Annotated in this window: 14 protein-coding genes; 7 read left to right on the forward strand and 7 right to left on the reverse strand. The window is 63.8% G+C overall.

What is annotated here, in order from left to right; all coding sequences use genetic code 11:
• Positions 1–23 precede the first annotated feature (23 nt).
• Entirely contained in the window at positions 24–1,253 is a 1,230-nt protein-coding gene (locus tag IB263_RS10410) for a lytic murein transglycosylase (RefSeq protein WP_060516164.1), read from the forward strand.
• Positions 1,254–1,547: 294 nt separating this feature from the next.
• Positions 1,548–2,486, forward strand: coding sequence for a DMT family transporter (locus tag IB263_RS10415; protein ID WP_060515915.1), 939 nt, complete (start codon positions 1,548–1,550; stop codon positions 2,484–2,486).
• Positions 2,487–3,229: 743 nt separating this feature from the next.
• Here the strand turns inward: IB263_RS10415 and metF are convergent.
• The 4 genes from metF to IB263_RS10435 form a co-directional block, all read right to left on the reverse strand.
• On the reverse strand, positions 3,230–4,177 hold the full coding sequence (gene metF, locus IB263_RS10420) for a methylenetetrahydrofolate reductase [NAD(P)H] (protein ID WP_090294321.1): 948 nt from the start codon (positions 4,175–4,177) through the stop codon (positions 3,230–3,232).
• A gap of 2 nt (positions 4,178–4,179) precedes the next feature.
• On the reverse strand, positions 4,180–5,199 hold the full coding sequence (locus IB263_RS10425; RefSeq protein ID WP_034792368.1) for a metalloregulator ArsR/SmtB family transcription factor: 1,020 nt from the start codon (positions 5,197–5,199) through the stop codon (positions 4,180–4,182).
• 603 nt (positions 5,200–5,802) lie between these two features.
• The gene (gene ettA / locus IB263_RS10430; protein WP_034792366.1) at positions 5,803–7,452 is read right to left on the reverse strand and encodes an energy-dependent translational throttle protein EttA; all 1,650 of its coding nucleotides are present in this window, start codon (positions 7,450–7,452) and stop codon (positions 5,803–5,805) included.
• A 209-nt stretch (positions 7,453–7,661) separates the two neighbouring features.
• Positions 7,662–8,444, reverse strand: coding sequence for a ribonuclease T2 (locus IB263_RS10435; protein WP_192438462.1), 783 nt, complete (start codon positions 8,442–8,444; stop codon positions 7,662–7,664).
• A 186-nt stretch (positions 8,445–8,630) separates the two neighbouring features.
• Here IB263_RS10435 and IB263_RS10440 point away from each other — a divergent pair, with 186 nt between their 5' ends.
• From IB263_RS10440 to IB263_RS10450, 3 genes are read left to right on the forward strand one after another with little or no spacing between them, the layout of a single operon-like run.
• On the forward strand, positions 8,631–9,566 hold the full coding sequence (locus IB263_RS10440; protein ID WP_060528750.1) for an alpha/beta fold hydrolase: 936 nt from the start codon (positions 8,631–8,633) through the stop codon (positions 9,564–9,566).
• 11 nt (positions 9,567–9,577) lie between these two features.
• Positions 9,578–10,531: a DMT family transporter gene (locus IB263_RS10445; RefSeq protein WP_089043430.1), complete on the forward strand. Its 954-nt coding sequence runs from the start codon at positions 9,578–9,580 to the stop codon at positions 10,529–10,531.
• Between the two features lie 47 nt (positions 10,532–10,578).
• Positions 10,579–12,225, forward strand: a complete 1,647-nt coding sequence (locus tag IB263_RS10450) for a thiamine pyrophosphate-binding protein (protein ID WP_192438463.1) — start codon at positions 10,579–10,581, stop codon at positions 12,223–12,225.
• 309 nt (positions 12,226–12,534) lie between these two features.
• Here the strand turns inward: IB263_RS10450 and IB263_RS10455 are convergent, their stop codons facing one another.
• The 3 genes from IB263_RS10455 to IB263_RS10465 all read right to left on the reverse strand — a co-directional run bounded on the left by IB263_RS10455 (position 12,535) and on the right by IB263_RS10465 (position 14,225).
• Positions 12,535–12,885, reverse strand: a complete 351-nt coding sequence (locus IB263_RS10455; RefSeq protein WP_060515907.1) for a cupin domain-containing protein — start codon at positions 12,883–12,885, stop codon at positions 12,535–12,537.
• Between the two features lie 63 nt (positions 12,886–12,948).
• The gene (locus tag IB263_RS10460) at positions 12,949–13,287 is read right to left on the reverse strand and encodes a TIGR01244 family sulfur transferase (protein WP_034792356.1); all 339 of its coding nucleotides are present in this window, start codon (positions 13,285–13,287) and stop codon (positions 12,949–12,951) included.
• Positions 13,288–13,379: 92 nt separating this feature from the next.
• On the reverse strand, positions 13,380–14,225 hold the full coding sequence (locus IB263_RS10465) for a DUF4432 family protein (RefSeq protein WP_060582666.1): 846 nt from the start codon (positions 14,223–14,225) through the stop codon (positions 13,380–13,382).
• Positions 14,226–14,389: 164 nt separating this feature from the next.
• On the opposite strand from IB263_RS10465, the gene IB263_RS10470 reads away from it, so the two are divergent.
• Entirely contained in the window at positions 14,390–15,844 is a 1,455-nt protein-coding gene (locus IB263_RS10470) for a L,D-transpeptidase (protein ID WP_034792355.1), read from the forward strand.
• A 386-nt stretch (positions 15,845–16,230) separates the two neighbouring features.
• Positions 16,231–17,520 (forward strand): FAD-binding oxidoreductase, encoded by a 1,290-nt coding sequence (locus tag IB263_RS10475; RefSeq protein ID WP_060582663.1) that lies wholly within the window; start codon positions 16,231–16,233, stop codon positions 17,518–17,520.
• Positions 17,521–17,652 lie beyond the last annotated feature (132 nt).

The following is a 17,652-nucleotide window of genomic DNA, read 5'->3' on the forward strand; positions in this document are numbered from 1 at the left end:
ACGGCAAAGAAAGGAATTTCATGATGACCCGCACAGCCCGGCGCGCGCTTGCCTCCGTCGCTCTTCTGGCGCTGACCGCCTCGGCCGCCGCCGCCCAGACCGCAGCCTCGACAGGCGCGAAGACGGCATCCCCGGCCGTTGCCTGCGGTGGCGATCTCGCAACCTTCCTTCAGGGCGTGAAGGCCGAAGCGGTCGCCAAGGGCGTTCCGGCCGATGTCGCTGACCGGGCGCTCGCCGGTGCCGCCATCAATGAAAAGGTGCTCAGCCGCGACCGCACCCAGGGCGTCTTCAAGCAGACCTTCACCGAATTCTCCAAACGCACCGTCAGCAAGTCGCGCCTCGATATCGGCCAGCAGAAGATGAAGGAATATGCTGACGTCTTTGCTCGCGCAGAGAACGAATTCGGCGTGCCGGCCCCGGTCATCACCGCCTTCTGGGCGATGGAGACCGACTTCGGCGCCGTCCAGGGCGACTTCAACACCCGCGACGCGCTGGTGACGCTGTCCCACGACTGCCGCCGTCCAGAGATGTTCCGCCCGCAGCTGATCGCGGCGATCGAGATGGTCCAGCACGGCGACCTCGACCCGGCGACGACGACAGGCGCCTGGGCCGGCGAGATCGGCCAGGTGCAGATGCTGCCGGAAGACATCATCGCCTATGGCGTCGATGGCGACGGCGACGGCCACGTCAACCTGAAGAAGAGCTCGCCCGACGCGATCCTGACCGCCGCCAAGTTCATCCAGAGCCTCGGCTACAAGGCTGGCCAGCCGGTAATCCAGGAAGTCAGCGTTCCCGAGCAACTCCCCTGGGAAAAGACCGGCCTGCAGCCGGGCATGAAGGCCAGCGACTGGTTCGCGCTCGGCGTCAAGCCGCGCAACGGCGACACCGCCTTCGGCAACCTCGAAGCCTCGCTGGTGCTGCCGCAGGGCCGCAAGGGCGTGGCCTTCCTCACCTACCCCAACTTCAACGTCTATCTCGAATGGAACCAGTCGTTCATCTACACAACGTCTGCCGCCTATTTCGCGACCCGTCTCGGCGGCGCGCCGACCTATGAAGGCGGCAATCCGGAACCGGGCCTCGACGACACCGGCATGAAGGCACTGCAGAGCAAGCTGCAGACGCTCGGCCACGATGTCGGCAAGATCGACGGCATCCTCGGCTCCGGCACCCGCGCGGCACTCCAGAAGGAGCAGCTCCGCCTCGGCCGTCCGGCCGACGGCTGGGCGACGCTCGAACTCCTGAACGCGCTTTAAGCCCGAACCGCCGTTTCAAAACCATGACCCCGGAGATCGGATCGATCTCCGGGGTTTTTTCATGCCACAACGGCCGACCGGATCCCGGTTGATGAGAGCCCACCGGCTCGCCCCCACGCATGCCGCCCTCATCATCGCCGCAAGAACCGGGTGGTTCCGCCGGGCGTGCCGGGTTATGTATCCTGTGTCGGAGCACAACCGATCCGGGAGCGGTAACCAGGCGCTTGCGCCATGGCGTCCACCCGGCGGAGGGAGACTGACGCCACCACGCAATCAGCACGGATAGGCATCACCATGAATGCGCGAAGCACCGTCGATGGCAATCAGATGAGCGCCGGGACCTGGGCGCTGCTTGCCCTGCTCGGCCTGATCTGGGGCGGATCGTTCTTCTTCGCCCGCGTTGCCGTCGCCCATGTGCCGCCCTTCACGCTGGTGTTCCTGCGTTTGGGCCTGGCAGCCCTGGCGCTGCATATCTACATCCGCGGCCGCTTCGGCATGTACGAGGCGCTTGCCGGCCGCTGGCGCGAATTCGCGCTGATGGGGCTGATCAACAACGCCATTCCACACGCCTTCATCTTCCTTGGACAAACCCACATCGGCGCCGGACTGGCGGCGATCCTCAACGCCACGACCCCGGTCTGGACCGTGATCATCGCCAACATGGCGACCGAGGACGAGAAGCTGAGTTCCGCCAAGATCGCCGGCTGTCTGCTCGGGCTCGCCGGCACCGTCGTCCTGATCGGGCCGAGCGCCGTTGCCGGTCTCTTCGGCACCACAAGCAGCGTGCCGCTCTGGGCGCTGCTGCTGCCGGTGCTTGCCGCCATCAGCTATGGTTTTGCGGCGACCTACGGCAAACGCTTCCGCGATCTCGCGCCTCCCGTGACGGCCGCAGGCCAGCTGACCGCCTCGACGCTGATCGCGCTGCCGGTGGCCGCCTTTACCGACACGCCCTGGCTGCTGCCGATGCCGCCCGTCGAGGTGATCCTGTCGATCCTCGGCCTGGCGCTGGTTTCGACGGCCTATGCCTACATCCTTTTTTTCCGCATCATGCGCGCGGCCGGCGCCACCAATGCCTCACTGGTCACCCTGCTGGTGCCGCCAAGCGCGATCCTGCTCGGCTACCTCTTTCTCGGCGAGACGCTGCAGGCGGCCGATTTTGCCGGCATGGTGCTGATCGCCCTTGGCCTCGCCGTGCTCGACGGTCGAATCCTGCGTTTCAGGCGGGTCGCCTGACATCTGATCGTGGTCGGTTACAGGAAAAGCCCACACACCTTGAGTGCTTCGCACCGCGTGAAAAAGACATGGTTTGCGGGGGAATCGACGGCCGATTTTCGTCCCGCTCCGGGCCACTCACGCACGGTAACAAACGTTTATATTAACCTTGCTGAAGCGATTGTGAAAAAAATGTGGCAGCCTGGAAACTTAAATAAAATCAGAACTATAGGCCTGTGAATAAGGCAGCGCCGGCTCACGCATTTCGCACTGCAGCACAAGTTTCCCTTTAACGTGTCGTGATTTCGCCCTATGTTTTAACGCGTTAACGCAGGGAGGGTCTTCCATGGGCCTTACACATTCGCTGAATGTCATCATGATCAGTGCAGCGTTCGTATTCGTGGCCACGATGCTCTTCATCTGAGGAGCGGCCGCTGAGAGTCCAAACCGAATAGGGACTTAAATTTCCGGGAAACCATTTTGCAGCACCAAGCCAGTTAGACCGCCAAGAGAGCATAAGGTCTAGACGCTGCGACAAACGAGAAAGCGCCTGAAGATCGATCTTCGGGCGCTTTCCTTTTTGGTGGATGCTGTAGCGATCGGGACGCTTGCTGCGACCGCAGCCGAAGAGACCCCAAACGGCATGGAGCCATACCAAAGCGCGGCGGCGACCTCTGTCTGCCAGGACACGCGGCGCGTTCGCAGCCATTCGGAAGTTCAACATGGCGAAGCGCACCTTGCCCGTCGCAAGGTGCGAGCGAAGGTCAGGCGGCCGCGCCGGCCGCCACCATCCGCGGTGCATCGATCGCGCCCACCGCTTCCACAGAGACCCGCTCGAAACCGACGAGATCCAGCACGGCTGTCACCAGCGGCGTGCGGTTCATCGAATAGATATGGAAATCGCGTACGCCGCGCCGGGCGAGATCGACGATCTGCTCGGCGGCGATGTGGGTCGCCTCCTTGAAGCGCTCGACCGGCTGGTCCTCGAGATGCACGAGCCGCGTGACGATCGCCTCCGGCACGGTGGCGCCACAGAGGCCAGCGAATTTCTGCACCTGCGCCAGATTGTTGATCGGCAGGATGCCCGGCACGATCGGGATGTTGACGCCAGCGCGCCGCACTCGTTCCAGGTAGCGCTCGAAATCATTGTTGTCGAAGAAGAATTGGGTCAGGGCCCGGGTTGCGCCCGCATCGACCTTGCGCTTCAGCATGTCGATGTCAGCGGCGACGTCAGGGCTTTCCGGGTGCTTCTCCGGATAGGAGGAGACGGAAATCTCGATGTCGTCCCCGCGCGCACGGATCGCCCGCACGAGGTCGGTGCTGCTGGCGTAACCCTCGGGATGTGGCTGGTAAGTGCTGCCGATGCCGCCCTGGGGATCGCCGCGCAGCGCCACGAAGTGGCGGACGCCAAAGCTGAGATACTCGTCGATCACGGCATCGACCTCCGCCTTCGGCGCGCCGACGCAGGTCAGGTGCGCAGCGGTATTTGCAAAGCCGCTTTCCGCGATCAAGCGCCTGACCGTCGTCAGCGAACGCGCCTTGGTCGAGCCGCCGGCGCCGTAGGTGACGGTGATGAAGGCCGGACCGAAGACCGAAAGGTCGTCTGCCGTCTGGAAGAGCTGCGCTTCCATCTCGTCGGTCTTGGGCGGGAAATATTCGAAGGAGAGCCGGAGATTGCCGCGTTCGGCCGGGTAAAGCGTCTGTGCCGTCATTATTATACTCCCCCCGCCTGGACACGCGGCCGCGGCGTTTCATTCTCGTTCACGGCCCGCCGATCACGCGCGAGCCAGATCGTCACCGTCAATTTTCCATCATTCGCCCCCTCAGGCGAAAGATCCGTGGTCTTCTCGAGCACAAGGCCAGCCTTCGCCAGCCAATCGGCCATCGCCTGGTGCGAGAAGCCGAGGCGCGCATGGGCGTGCTCGTCGCGCAGATGCTCAAGTCCGTGCGGCGCGAAGTCGATGATGACCAGCCGTCCACCCGGCATCAGCATGCGCGCGGCTTCCGCGATCGCGGCTTCTGGCTCTTCGAGGAAATGCAGCACCTGGTGAATGGTGACGAGGTCGAAGGTCTGGCCGTCGAGCGGCAGGTTGAAGATGTCCCCATGGCGGATCGACGCCTTGGTGATGCCGGCGCGATCGAGATTGGAGCGCGCCACCGCAAGCATGTCGCGGCTGGCGTCGACACCGATACCGCGCCGATAGAGGCCCTCGAACAGCTGCAGGATGCGGCCTGTGCCGGTGCCGAGATCGAGCAGGCTTTCGACCGGCTCGTCGCCCACCATTTCGCGCAGCTTCGCCTCGACGTCACGCTCGCTGACATGCAGGCGGCGAAGCTCGTCCCAGCCGGCGGCGTTGCGGCTGAAATAGGCCTGCGCCTTCTCCGAGCGCGCCTTCTTCAAGGTGGTGAGCCGGGCTGCATCCCGCGCCAACACCGCGTCGTCGACGGAGGCGGAAGCCAGCATCGCCCGCACGAGCCCGACCCGGGCACCGTCCTGACGGAGGCGGAAATAGGCCCAGGCGCCCTCCTGGTAGCGGTCGATCAGCTCGACCTCCGCCAGCAGCTTCAGATGCCTGGAAATGCGTGGCTGCGATTGACCGAGAATTTCGGTAAGATCGGTGACGGTCAGATCGCCGGCGGCGAGAAGCGCAACGAGGCGCATGCGGGTCGGCTCGCCCGCTGCCTTCAGCACGTCCACCAACGCATCCAGACCCAGTTCTCTCTGCAGAGCCATAGCGATCCCCATCAACACATAAAGATATGTTTATGTGATTTGCGGTGGTGACGCAAGCGGATTTGCGCGGAGGGGCCAAACAATGGCGCCGGCGGAACAGATGCTTGTGTATGGACGCCATGCGCCACAAACGACACCTCGGGCGGCACGTCTGAAGGCCTGCACAGGCCGTCTAATAGGCCGGCTTCACGACCCGAATGAGGGCAGCCCCACCCAACCGTGACAAACCCGGCGCCCTTCCCGGTGTTGGGACGCCAACCTATCCGCGTCTCTGCCGCCCGAGGTACGCGTCATCCGCCAGCCCATCTCGCCGCAGCGATGGACAAACCTGCAAACGCCCGTTCGCGCCCGCCATCGGGACGGCAACCGCAGAGCTGATCGCTACGCCGACCCCTGGAGCGTCCCGCACGTTCATCCCCCGCGCGGGCACAGCGATAAACAGACCCTGGCGCGCAACCGAGCGACAGCTGGGGTTCGCCTCAGGTCAGGAGACAAAGGAAAACGGGCGAAGCCTGCGCCTCGCCCGTTCCTAGAACAAATGTTGCAGCGCCCGCTTCAACGGACGCAGCAAGGTCCAGCGCCACGATATGGCGGCGGCTGAAATCAGCGCGTCAGGCGCTTGTAGGTGACGCGCTTCGGGTTGACCGAGTCCGGGCCGAGGCGGCGGATCTTGTCCTTCTCGTAGTCTTCGAAGTTGCCTTCGAACCACTCGACCTGGCTGTCGCCTTCAAAAGCGAGGATGTGCGTTGCCAGGCGGTCGAGGAACATGCGGTCGTGGCTGATGATAACGGCGCAACCGGCGAAGTTTTCGAGCGCGATTTCGAGCGCTGCCAGCGTCTCGGTGTCGAGGTCGTTGGTCGGTTCGTCGAGCAGCAGCACGTTGCCGCCGTTCTTCAGCATCTTGGCGAGGTGAACGCGGTTGCGCTGACCGCCCGAGAGGTTGCCGACCTTCTGCTGCTGGTCGCCGCCCTTGAAGTTGAAGGTCGAGCAATAGGCGCGCGAGTTCATCTCGTGCTTGCCGAGCTTGATGACTTCAGCACCGCCGGAGATTTCTTCCCAGACGGTCTTGTTGCCGTCGAGCGCGTCGCGGCTCTGGTCGACATAGCCGAGGTGCACGGTATCACCGATGCGGATCGAGCCGCTGTCGGGCTGTTCCTGGCCGGTGATCATACGGAAGAGCGTCGTCTTACCGGCGCCGTTCGGGCCGATGATGCCAACGATGCCGCCCGGCGGCAGCTTCAGCGACAGGCCGTCGATCAGAAGGCGATCGCCATAGCCCTTGGTGACGCCTTCCATCTCGATGACCACCTGGCCGAGACGTTCGCCGACCGGGATGATGATCTGCGCGTCGCCGGGACGCTGGTTTTCCGCCGCGTTGACCAGTTCGTCATAGGAGCGGATACGCGCCTTAGACTTGGCCTGACGAGCCTTGGGGCTGGATGCGATCCATTCCTGTTCGCGAGCGATCGCCTTCTGGCGGGACGCCTCTTCGCGACCTTCCTGCTGCATGCGCTTGGCCTTCGCAACCAGGTAGGCCGAGTAGTTGCCCTCGTAGGGGATGCTGCGGCCGCGGTCGAGCTCGAGGATCCAGCCGGTGACGTTGTCGAGGAAGTAACGGTCGTGGGTGATCATCAGCACGGCGCCCGGATACTCGCGCAGGTGCTTTTCGAGCCAGGCGATCGTCTCGGCGTCGAGGTGGTTGGTCGGTTCGTCGAGGAGCAGCAGGTCCGGCTGCGAGAGCAGCAGCTTGCAGAGCGCGACACGACGCTTTTCACCGCCCGACAGGTTGGTGACTTCCGCGTCGCCCGGCGGGCAGCGCAGCGCTTCCATGGCCATTTCGACCTGACTTTCCAGATCCCAGAGGTTCTGGCTGTCGATGATATCCTGGAGCTTGGCGCCCTCTTCCGCCGTCTCGTCGGAATAGTTCATCATCAGTTCGTTGTAGCGGTCGACGATCGCCTTCTTCTTGGCGACGCCTTCCATGGCGTTTTCAAGCACCGTCTTCGTCGGATCGAGCTGCGGCTCCTGCGGCAGGTATCCGACGGTCGCACCTTCGGCCACCCAGGCCTCGCCGGTGAATTCCTTGTCGAGGCCGGCCATGATGCGCAGAACCGTCGACTTACCGGCACCGTTCGGGCCGAGGATACCGATCTTGGCATCCGGGTAGAACGACAGATGAACGTTCTCGAGAACCTTCTTCGCGCCGTAGGACTTATTAAGTCCGGCCATATGGTAGATGAACTGACGTGCCATGAGGGAATGCTCCGCAGGGATAAGGAAATTTGCCCGCTATGTAGGCGAATTATAGGAAGGGGGCAATGATCAAAGGCATCCGCCCCCGCCCTATCCCAAAACGAACATCCCCATCGGAACGCCCGGCAGGCTCTCCCGGAAGGCGCCTAAAGCCGGCGCGGTCAAGGCCGCACCATAAGGCGCTGCCATGGCCGACCGGGCGAAACGCCCTACCCGCGACCGGCAGTATCGGCGATACCCTTGGCGCATTTGAACTCGGTCGTGCCTGCGGCCTGGATCAGCGGCCCGAGGCTCGCAGCCTTCATGACATCGCCCGTGAGCCCGATCGTCAGCCCGGTGATGATGCTGCGGCCCTGCACGTTCTGGCAGCGCATGCGCACCCGGTCGCCGGCTCCAGCGCCAAAACTCTGGTCGAAGGCCTGCTTGATCGCCGCCTCATCGAGTTCCGCACCCACACGCTGGCGGAAAAGTGCCCCGACCGCCGAGCGGTTGAGCTCTTCCAGCATGCGTAGCTGCACCGAGAAATAGTCGTCGACCGAGCCGCTCTGGCAGGTGCCGCTTCGCAGCCACTGGTGCCGGTCGAGACCGGACTGCACGCCGGGCATGGCGATAAGCAGCCGCGCCGCGGTGTCGTCGGCCATGGCAAGCTTCGGCAGCTCCAGCCAGCTGCCCTTGCGGTCGGTTGCCCGCGCTTCTGCCGCGACCCCGCAATAGCTCTTGCGCAGCGGCCACAGGCCATGCAGCGAGAGGTTGGTGGCATCGAAGCGTTCCGCCGTCTGGCTCTCGCATTCCTTGCGTTGCGGCCGCGTCTCGCAGAAACCGGGCTGCCAGCTGACCGCCAGTACGTAGTCGGTGCGGCTGGTTGAACTCGCCGGCGGAGCACCCTTGGATGCGTCTTCACCGGCAGCAAAGGCGCCGGAACCAAGCAACAGCGTCAGCGCTGCCAGGATGCCCGCCACAGAACCTGATATCGCTTTACAAAAACGGACCATGATATCCTCCCGCAAAAACAAAACGGGAACAAATATCGCCCAAAACGGGAAAATTGCAACCCCTAATGTAATGCACCGTCAAATCGCTTGTGACCTCATGTGCAACGATCAACAAGCGGCGATTGCCTTTGCCACGCAAATCGATTTGAAATCTCAAAGGTCTGTCGATTGCTTCCGGGAGTAGAGATGTTCGGGCAGGTGAAGACGCATCAGAGCCCGACCGGTGCCAGCTTGAGCTGGCGGCATTTTCCGGCAACCACAGAAGCCCGCGGCATCCTTCTCGTCAGCCATGGCCTTGCCGAGCATTCCGGCCGATATGCCCGCTTTGCCGAGGCGATGGCCGGCCACGGCTTCCATGTCTATGCCCACGACCATCGCGGCCACGGCGCGACGCAGGCGCCTGACGCCCAGCTTGGGATGTTCGCAAGCCGCGACGGCCTCGACAAGATATTCGCGGACATCCGGGCAGTGCGGGAGATTGCGACCACCGCCCATCCGGGCTTGCCGGTCATCCTCTTCGGCCATTCCATGGGTGGACTGATCGCGCTCAATGCCGCCGAAACCGATCCCGGCCTCTACGATGCGCTTGCCGTCTGGAACTCCAACTTCCGGCCGGGCCTTGCCGGCCGTGGCGGACAGGTGATCCTGAAGATCGAAAAGGCGCTCAAAGGGTCTGACGTGCCGAGCCCGCTTCTGACCAAGCTCACCTTCGGCATGTGGGGCGGCGCCATCAAGGATCGCAAGACCGATCTCGACTGGCTGTCGCGCGACGATGCCGAGGTCGCCAAATACGCCGCCGACCCGCTCTGCGGCTTCGATGCGACGGTCTCGCTCTGGCTCGATCTTTTCCGCCTGTCCTTCGATGGCGCCCGGCCCGACCGGCTGGCGCGGCTCCGGAAAAACCTGCCCATTCATCTCGTCGGCGGCAGCGCTGACCCGTCGACCGAGATGGGCAACGCCGTCCGCTGGCTTGGCACGAAGATGAAAGCCGCCGGTCTCAGCGACGTTAGCGTCACCGTCTATGACGGCATGCGCCACGAAACACTGAACGAACTCGGCCGGGACGAGGCGACGGCCGACTTTGCCGCCTGGTGCCTGCGCGCCGTCGCAGGGCGGCGCTGACCGGAAATATCATGGCCGACATGTCGCTTCCCAAGATCGCCGCCGACCACAACCGCATCTCCTTCGGGCTGACGCTGATGGTGATCTCGGTGCTTCTGTCGCCGCTGATCGACATCTTCGCCAAGCTCGCGATCGCCACCGTTCCCTCGGCCGAAATCACCGCCGTGCGCTTTCTGCTGCAGGTCGTCTTCATCCTGCCGATCGTGCTCTTCCGCGGCAGCCTGTTTGATCTCACCTGGAAGAAGACCGGGCTGCACGCATTGCGCGGCGGTCTGCTGGTTGTGACCATGCTCTCCTTCATTACCACGCTGAAGGTTATGGAAGTCGCCGACGCGATCGCGATCTTCTTCGTCGAGCCGATCATCCTCACGATCCTCGGCAGCATCTTCCTGAAGGAGACGATCGGCTGGCGGCGCTACACCGCCTGCGGTGTCGGCTTCTTCGGCGCGCTACTCGTCATCCAGCCGAGCATGCAGGAGGTCGGCTGGATCGCCCTTCTGCCTGTTGTGGCCGCCTTCGGTCTTGCCGTTTTCCTGCTCGTCACCCGCATGGTCGCGCAAAATGAGGACCCCTGGTCGATGCAGTTTCACGCCGGCGTCTGGGGCGCGCTCTTCTGTCTCGTGCTGCTTTATTTCGGCGAAGGCACCGGTTCCGGCATCTTCGATCCGGTCTGGCCGGAAGGGTACACCTGGTATTACCTGCTCGGCGTCGGCATCACCGCCACCATTTCAGGCGTGCTCGGGGTCTATGCCTATCGCGCCGCCCCGGCCTCGGTGCTGGCGCCGCTGCAATATCTCGAAATCGTTTCGGCCACGATCTTCGGCTGGCTCGTCTTCGGCGACCTGCCCGACGCGCTGAAGTGGCTCGGAATCGCCATCATCATCGGCTCCGGCCTCTACATCATCTGGCGCGAGCGCCGCGTGCACAAGGACACGAGCGTCGCTCCGGTGTCGCCAGCCATCTGACAACAAAGCCATCTGAAAACAAAAGAAAGACCATCGGGAGGAATATCATGAAAACTGGAGGTCAGCTCATCGTTGACGCGCTCGTCGCCAACGGGGTGAAGCGCATCGCCTGCGTGCCGGGTGAAAGCTATCTCGCCGTGCTCGACGCGCTTTACGACACCAACATCGACGTGCTCGTCTGCCGCCAGGAAGGCGGGGCCGCGATGATGGCGGATGCCTGGGGGCGGCTGACCGGCGAGCCCGGCATCTGCATGGTGACCCGCGGCCCTGGCGCGACCAACGCTTCCGCCGGCCTCCATGTCGCCAAGCAGGATTCGATCCCGATGATCCTCTTCATCGGCCAGGTGCAGAGCGAAGCGCGCGAGCGCGAGGCCTTCCAGGAGATCGAATACCGCCGCGCCTTCACCGAGGTCGCCAAATGGGTGGGCGAGATCGACGATCCCGCCCGCATTCCGGAATTCGTCACCCGCGCCTTCGCGGTCGCCACGTCCGGCCGCCCCGGCCCTGTCGTGCTGACGCTCCCCGAGGACATGCTGACCCGCAGCGCCGAGGCGCCCGCCGCCAAACCCTACCAGCCGGTCGAGGGTCATCCAGGTCCGGCGCAGATGAAGCGGCTCGGCGAAATGCTGAGCAACGCCAAGCGCCCGATCGCCGTCCTCGGCGGCACTCGCTGGACAGCGGAAAGCGTTGCTGAATTCCAGCGCTTTGCTGAACGCTGGAAGCTGCCGGTCGGCTGCTCCTTCCGTCGCCAGATGCTGTTTGATCACCTGCACCCGATGTACGCCGGCGACGTCGGCATCGGCATCAACCCCGCTCTGGCAAAAGAGGTCAAGGAAGCGGATCTCATCCTGCTTATCGGCGGCCGCTTCTCGGAAATGCCCTCGTCCGGCTACACGCTGATGGACAGCCCCTACCCGCACCAGACGCTGGTGCATGTGCATCCTGACAGTTCCGAGCTCGGCCGTGTTTACAGGCCGGAGCTGGCAATTGCCGCCAGCCCGCGCGACTTCGTCGCCGCGCTCGAAAGCCTTGCACCGCCGAGCGAACCGAGCTGGTCCGCACGCACCGAGACCATGCACGCCGCCTATCTCAAGTGGTCGACCCCGCCGGAAACCGGCCCGGGCGCGGTGCAGATGGGCCCGATCATGAACTGGATCGAGGCGAACGTGCCGGAGGATACGATCTTCACCAACGGCGCCGGCAACTACGCCACCTGGGTGCATCGCTTCCACCGCTTCCGCCGCTACGCCACCCAGGCAGCCCCGGCTTCGGGCTCAATGGGTTACGGCCTGCCGGCGGCGGTCGCCGCCAAGCAGCTGCATCCGGATCGCGAAGTCATCTGCTTTGCCGGGGATGGCTGCTTCCTGATGCACGGCCAGGAATTCGCAACCGCCGTGCGCTACCGCCTGCCGATCATCACCGTCGTCGTCAACAACGGTATCTACGGCACGATCCGCATGCACCAGGAGCGCGACTATCCCGGCCGCGTCAGCGCCACCGATCTCACCAACCCGGATTTCGCAGCCCTTGCCCGCGCCTATGGCGGCCACGGCGAGACGGTGGAGCGGACGGAAGAGTTTGCCGACGCCTTCCTCAGGGCGCGCGCCAGCGGCAAGCCGGCGATCATCGAGATCAAGCTCGATCCCGAAGCGATCACCCCGACGCGCACGCTAAGCGAGATCAGGGCGGGCTGAGCAAGTCTTGTTCGTGAAGGGTTCAATCACGGCGCAGACGCGCCGTGGCTGGATTCCTGTGACAAGCACAGGAATGAGGGCGATGGAGCATTTGCGATGGGGGCCTTCTTCCCACGCGCCCGCGCTTCTGTGCCTGCGAGCGCGCGGGCGAAGCGACGCTTCTCAGGGCGTCGTGCGCCAATTGAACGCCGATCGGCCACCATTATACCTCCTTCATTCCTGTGCTTGTCACAGGAATCCAGCAGCGCCGCCTCGGCGGCGCGGGGAACGATCACGCCCGCTAACTGCCTGCGAGATACGTCCAGCCGCTTACTCCAGCCATTCCGTCGAAAACGCACCGGCTTCATGCAGGTCGGTTGTCTCCAGGCGCCCCGGCCCGAGGTTCTCGAACTTGTGCGGCACATTGGCCGGCGCCACGACGATCTGACCGGCCTCGGCATCGATGATGCGGTCGCCGACGGTGAAGCGGGCGCGGCCGACGCGGACGATGAAGGTTTCCGGATAGGGATGGCGGTGCAATTTCGGCCCGTACCCGATCTCGTCGGTGGAAACGAAGATCACCGAAAGGCCTGCGCCATAGGCGCCGCCCTCGAATTCGCCCTTCCAGGCGTCGGGCTCATCCGCCCATTGCTCCCGCGAAATGAGATGCGCTTCGGCCATGCCGATCCTCCACTGTCAGATGGAACGATGCGGCCGAGCGCGAGAGTTTGGATTTTGCGTGGCTCAGCCGCGGATATGCTGGGTCTGCTGGTAGACGGCCGTCGAGCGCGCGCCGGAACGGCAATAGCCGAGCATCGGCCGCTGGAACTCGTCGAGCGCGTCGACCATGCTCTTCACGGCGTCGGCGGTCACGCCCATCGGGCCGACGGGAATGTGCTTGGTTTCGATGCCGAGTTCTTCGGCACGGGCAGCGATGGAATCAAAGGTCGGCTGGTCCGGCGCCTCGAAGTCCGGGCGGTGGCAGACGATGGACTTGAAGCCGAGCGCCTTGATCTGGTCGAGGTCCTCGACCGCGATCTGGCCGGTAACCGAGTATTCGTCGTTGATCTGGCGGATGTCCATGGTCGTCTTCCTTGAGGCAAATTTCCCGGCCTCTGATGTAGGCGCAGCCTTATCTCCCGTCAATTCAAAAGCCGCATCGTCAAGGCGCAGGATCAGACGACCGAAAAGGCGATGGCGTAGCTGCGCGCCTCGCCCGGCTGAAGCGGTGTCAGTTCCCCGGCCGCAGCCAACTCCGGCCGTTTGGCGATCCGGTGCGATACCGGCTCGATGCTGATCACGTTGGCCTCGCCGCGCTGGCAGCGCCACATCTGCAGGAAGGGCAAAGTATCGGCCCGGAACCGCACTTTCAGATTTCGGCCGCCGAGCCCCGCGAGATCCGCAAGCGTGACCTCCGACCAGCCATCGGAACCGACGGCCGCCGGCAGGCAGAAATGTGCGCTCTCGCCGGTGCCGAAGCGCCAGGCGCTCTCCCCGCCTGCAAGCGAAGCGCTGACGATGCGGGTCTCGTCCCCAAGCAACCGGCCGCCAATGTTGAGGTGATACATCATGACAGGCGGAAAGGCGGTGACGCCGGAATTGACGACGCGATCTTCGAGCACCACTTCGTGCCGCGCGGCATCGATTCGCCAGCGCCGCTCGACCCGCGCCCGCCCGCCATCGGCGAGCGCCACCTCGATCGTCGCCGTGCACTCGGCCCCGTCGCTCGCCATCTCCGTGTGGCTGACGGCTGTTCCGGCCAGTGACCCGTGCAGCGGATAGCATGCGCCTTCCGCGCCACCTTCGATCGCCTCGGGATGGCGGATATGGTCTGGACCGCAGGTAAAGAGAAAACCGGCCAGCGCCCGGTCGATCCTCGGGTCCCCATCCGACGGGATCGCAGCACCCGGCGACAGGTCGACGCCGTCGACGACGAAGGCGGCGATATCGAGCGCGGAGAGCCGGTCGAACAGCACATGATTCTCTTGAAAATCCTGAGGTTCTTCGAGCGTCTTCAGCATGTTCTCTTCCTCAAATCGGCCGCAGAATCACTGCAATCACAAAGAGATGATAGCTGAGGAGAGACGCATTTCAGCGGTTGAAGGCCGGGATTGCGCCGCCTAGATAGAATTTAACTGCTTGTTCATGATGAATTCATTTTTTTCACATTAACGTCGAAATCGAAATGTATCGCGCCACATTCACCACAATGAAAACAGGTTCTCTCGTGACGTCAGCGACCCGCACAGGCCTCTCGCTCCTCGCCGCAGTCGGCTTTCTTGCCGTGGATCTGACGGCCGCCTTCGCGCAGGACTATCGCGGCTACAATCGCTATGGCGACGATGTCATGCTGGTCACGCCCGACGGCGAAATCCTCGATTATGTACCCCGCTCCGACGAAGTGCAGACCATGCGCGACAGCCGTGGCCGCACGCTTCTGATCGACAGCTGGGGCAATGTGGTCGCAACCGTGGTGCCCAATAATCGCGGCCGCCAACGCGACTACGGCGGCAACCGCCAGGGCGATTACGGCGGCTATCGCCGTCAGGGTGACGTGGATATCTATTCCAACCGACGCTACCGGGAAACCGAGCGCGGCTACGGCTATTCCGAGCCCGGCGACGTCACCGGCTCCGTTCCCGACTACCGCGACGTCGTTCCGCCGTCGACCGACGGCAACGAACTGCCAAACAGCCTGCCCGGCCTGATCGACGGCACCCAGGAGGCTTCCGTCGATCCGAACGACGGCAACCCAATGCGCCAGTCGATGCCGCCGGCGATCTCGGTCAAGTCGAAGTCGCGCGCCGAGATCACAGCACTTCAGGTCTTCCTCGACCGCGAAGGTTTTTCACCAGGCGTGATCGACGGCAAGATGGGCTCGAACGTCACCAAGGCGATCGAAGCCTTTCAGCAGTCGACCGGCGAAACGCTCGATCCCAACAACACCGACGACATTCTCGAGCGGCTGCGGATGAACGGCGGCATGCCGATCACCAGCTACACGATCACGGCCGCCGACGCCGCCGGCCCCTATGTCGCGTCGATCCCCGAGGATTACGCGCACAAAGCGATGCTGCCGCACATGTCCTTCACCTCGACGACGGAAATGCTCGGCGAGAAGTTCCACATGGACGAGGCCTATCTGCGCGAGTTGAACCCGGGCGTCGATTTCACCATTCCAGGCACGATCATCAAGGTGATCAACCCCGGTGCCAACAAGACCGGCAAGGTCGCCCGCATCCTCGCCGACAAGGCGCGCAAGCAGGTGCTCGCCTATGACGACGCCGGCAAGCTGATTGCCGCCTATCCGGCAACGATCGGCTCGTCCGACACGCCGTCTCCGTCAGGCACGGTCAATGTCGAGCGCATCGCGCTCAATCCGGGCTACACATACAATCCGAAGATCAACTTCAAGCAGGGCAACAACGACAAGATTTTGACCCTGCAGCCGGGCCCGAACGGTCCCGTCGGCACGGTCTGGATCGCGCTCTCGAAGCCCACCTACGGCATTCACGGCACGCCGGAACCCTCGAAGATCGGCAAGACCCAGAGCCATGGCTGCGTGCGCCTGACCAACTGGGACGCGACCGAGCTTGCCAAGATGGTGAGCACGGGCGTCACGGTCGAGTTCGTCGACTGAGCGAAGCCGGCCGCCCGTTAACCGAACCGTTGTTTTTTTGGCATTTTTCTTGAGGCTTCCCCCAATTGGGTGAGTGACTTCGCGCCTGCAGCATAGATGATGGAGTTGCCTGGCCGACCATCCACGACGAGGCACTCTTTTTTAAATTTCTTTGCGCCGACCCGTCGGCTAAATCGTTTCAGACCTATCCATTTACGAAGACCGCAGCTGCCGACGACCCAGCTGCGGTTTTTTTTCGAGCGCCGGGTGCAAAAGCCCTCCCGCCGCTCTCCCCGTCCATCATGACTTCATGAAACATTGTCATGAGAATTTTTCCGGCAATCGGCTATCACCGGATATCTCAACGACAATGGCCGACCTGCGGCCGCACTTGAAGGATGGCCTGAATGGCGACGGAGCGCACCCTGCCCAACCTCTGGCATGCGACGGCACCGGCCGCCCCTGAGACCAGGCCGCTCAGCCAGGACCTGACGACCGATGTGGCGATCATAGGCGGCGGCTTTACCGGCCTCTCGGCAGCGCTGCACCTGGCCGAAAAAGGCGTGAAGGCAACGGTCATCGAAGCCAAGATGATCGGCTTTGGCGGCTCCGGCCGCAATGTCGGCCTCGTCAATGCCGGCATGTGGGTGAAGCCCGACGACCTGATCTCTACCCTCGGCCCCGAGGCCGGCAACCGGCTGCTGACCGAACTCGGCGACGGCCCGTCACAGGTCTATGCGCTCGTCGAGAAGCACGGCATGCCTTGCGAGGCGGTGCGCAACGGTACGCTGCACATGGCCGTCGGCAGCGAGGGCGTCACCGAGATCAAGGACCGCGAAGCGCAGTGGCAGAAGCGCGGCGCGCCGGTCGAGGCGCTTTCGGCCGAGCGGGCGCACGCGCTCACCGGCGCTGAAGGTTTTTCCGGCGCCCTGCTCGACCGCCGCGCCGGCACCATCCAGCCGCTCGCCTATGCCCGCGGGCTCGCCCGCGCTGCCCTTGCCGCCGGTGCCGAGATCTACACCGACACGCCGCTGACCGGTGCGGAGCACCAGGGCGACAGCTGGGTATTGAAGGCCGGCAACAACACGGTCCGCGCGAAACAGGTGATCCTCGCCACCAATGCCTATGGCGGCCTCTTCGCCGAGAGCCCCTGGCAGGCCCATACGCAGGAACTGACGATCCTGCCCTATTTCCAGTTCGCCACCAATCCGCTGCCGGACGCCGTCGCCAAGCGCATCCTGCCGGAGCGCCAGGGCACTTGGGACACCGGCCTCGTCATGACCTCCTTCCGCATGGACCAGCAGAACCGGCTGATCTTCGGCTCGATCGGCCGGCTCGACGCGATCGCTGAAGGCACGCACCGCGCCTTTGCCGCCCGCTCGCTGCGCAAGCTCTTCCCCTTCATCGGCGATTTCCGGTTTGAGTACTGGTGGGACGGCCGCATCGGCATGACCACCAACAACCTGCCGGCCATGCACACGCTCGCCCCCAACGTCGTTTCCGTCAGCGGCTACAACGGCCGCGGCATCGCGCCGGGCACCGTCTTCGGCCGCGCACTCGCCAGCCACGTCACCGGCGAAACCTCGGCGATCCCGCTCGCCGAAACGCCCGTGACCCCGGACACCTGGCGCGGCGTGAAGTCCGCCTTCTACCACGCAGGCGCCCAGGCCAAGCACTTCATCGACCGTCGGTTCTGAGGTAGCGCACGGTGCGGACCGTTCATTTCGGTTCGCGACCATGCCATGCGGTTTCGCCACGGGGTGAAATGCGCGCCAGCCGGACTGCGCCGGCCCATGCTGACCTATCTTGAATGTTGAAACCCTGAGGTG

This window comes from Ensifer sp. ENS03, assembly GCF_014852035.1.
GTDB classification, from domain to species: domain Bacteria; phylum Pseudomonadota; class Alphaproteobacteria; order Rhizobiales; family Rhizobiaceae; genus Ensifer; species Ensifer adhaerens.

Excerpts from the sequence above, each read along its gene's own strand:
- IB263_RS10410 (WP_060516164.1), top strand. The coding sequence starts at position 24 with ATGACCCGCACAGCCCGGCGCGCGCTTGCCTCCGTCGCTCTTCTGGCG.
- IB263_RS10415 (WP_060515915.1), top strand. The coding sequence starts at position 1,548 with ATGAATGCGCGAAGCACCGTCGATGGCAATCAGATGAGCGCCGGGACC.
- metF (WP_090294321.1), bottom strand. The coding sequence starts at position 4,177 with ATGACGGCACAGACGCTTTACCCGGCCGAACGCGGCAATCTCCGGCTC.
- IB263_RS10425 (WP_034792368.1), bottom strand. The coding sequence starts at position 5,199 with ATGGCTCTGCAGAGAGAACTGGGTCTGGATGCGTTGGTGGACGTGCTG.
- ettA (WP_034792366.1), bottom strand. The coding sequence starts at position 7,452 with ATGGCACGTCAGTTCATCTACCATATGGCCGGACTTAATAAGTCCTAC.
- IB263_RS10435 (WP_192438462.1), bottom strand. The coding sequence starts at position 8,444 with ATGGTCCGTTTTTGTAAAGCGATATCAGGTTCTGTGGCGGGCATCCTG.
- IB263_RS10440 (WP_060528750.1), top strand. The coding sequence starts at position 8,631 with ATGTTCGGGCAGGTGAAGACGCATCAGAGCCCGACCGGTGCCAGCTTG.
- IB263_RS10445 (WP_089043430.1), top strand. The coding sequence starts at position 9,578 with ATGGCCGACATGTCGCTTCCCAAGATCGCCGCCGACCACAACCGCATC.
- IB263_RS10450 (WP_192438463.1), top strand. The coding sequence starts at position 10,579 with ATGAAAACTGGAGGTCAGCTCATCGTTGACGCGCTCGTCGCCAACGGG.
- IB263_RS10455 (WP_060515907.1), bottom strand. The coding sequence starts at position 12,885 with ATGGCCGAAGCGCATCTCATTTCGCGGGAGCAATGGGCGGATGAGCCC.
- IB263_RS10460 (WP_034792356.1), bottom strand. The coding sequence starts at position 13,287 with ATGGACATCCGCCAGATCAACGACGAATACTCGGTTACCGGCCAGATC.
- IB263_RS10465 (WP_060582666.1), bottom strand. The coding sequence starts at position 14,225 with ATGCTGAAGACGCTCGAAGAACCTCAGGATTTTCAAGAGAATCATGTG.
- IB263_RS10470 (WP_034792355.1), top strand. The coding sequence starts at position 14,390 with ATGTATCGCGCCACATTCACCACAATGAAAACAGGTTCTCTCGTGACG.
- IB263_RS10475 (WP_060582663.1), top strand. The coding sequence starts at position 16,231 with ATGGCGACGGAGCGCACCCTGCCCAACCTCTGGCATGCGACGGCACCG.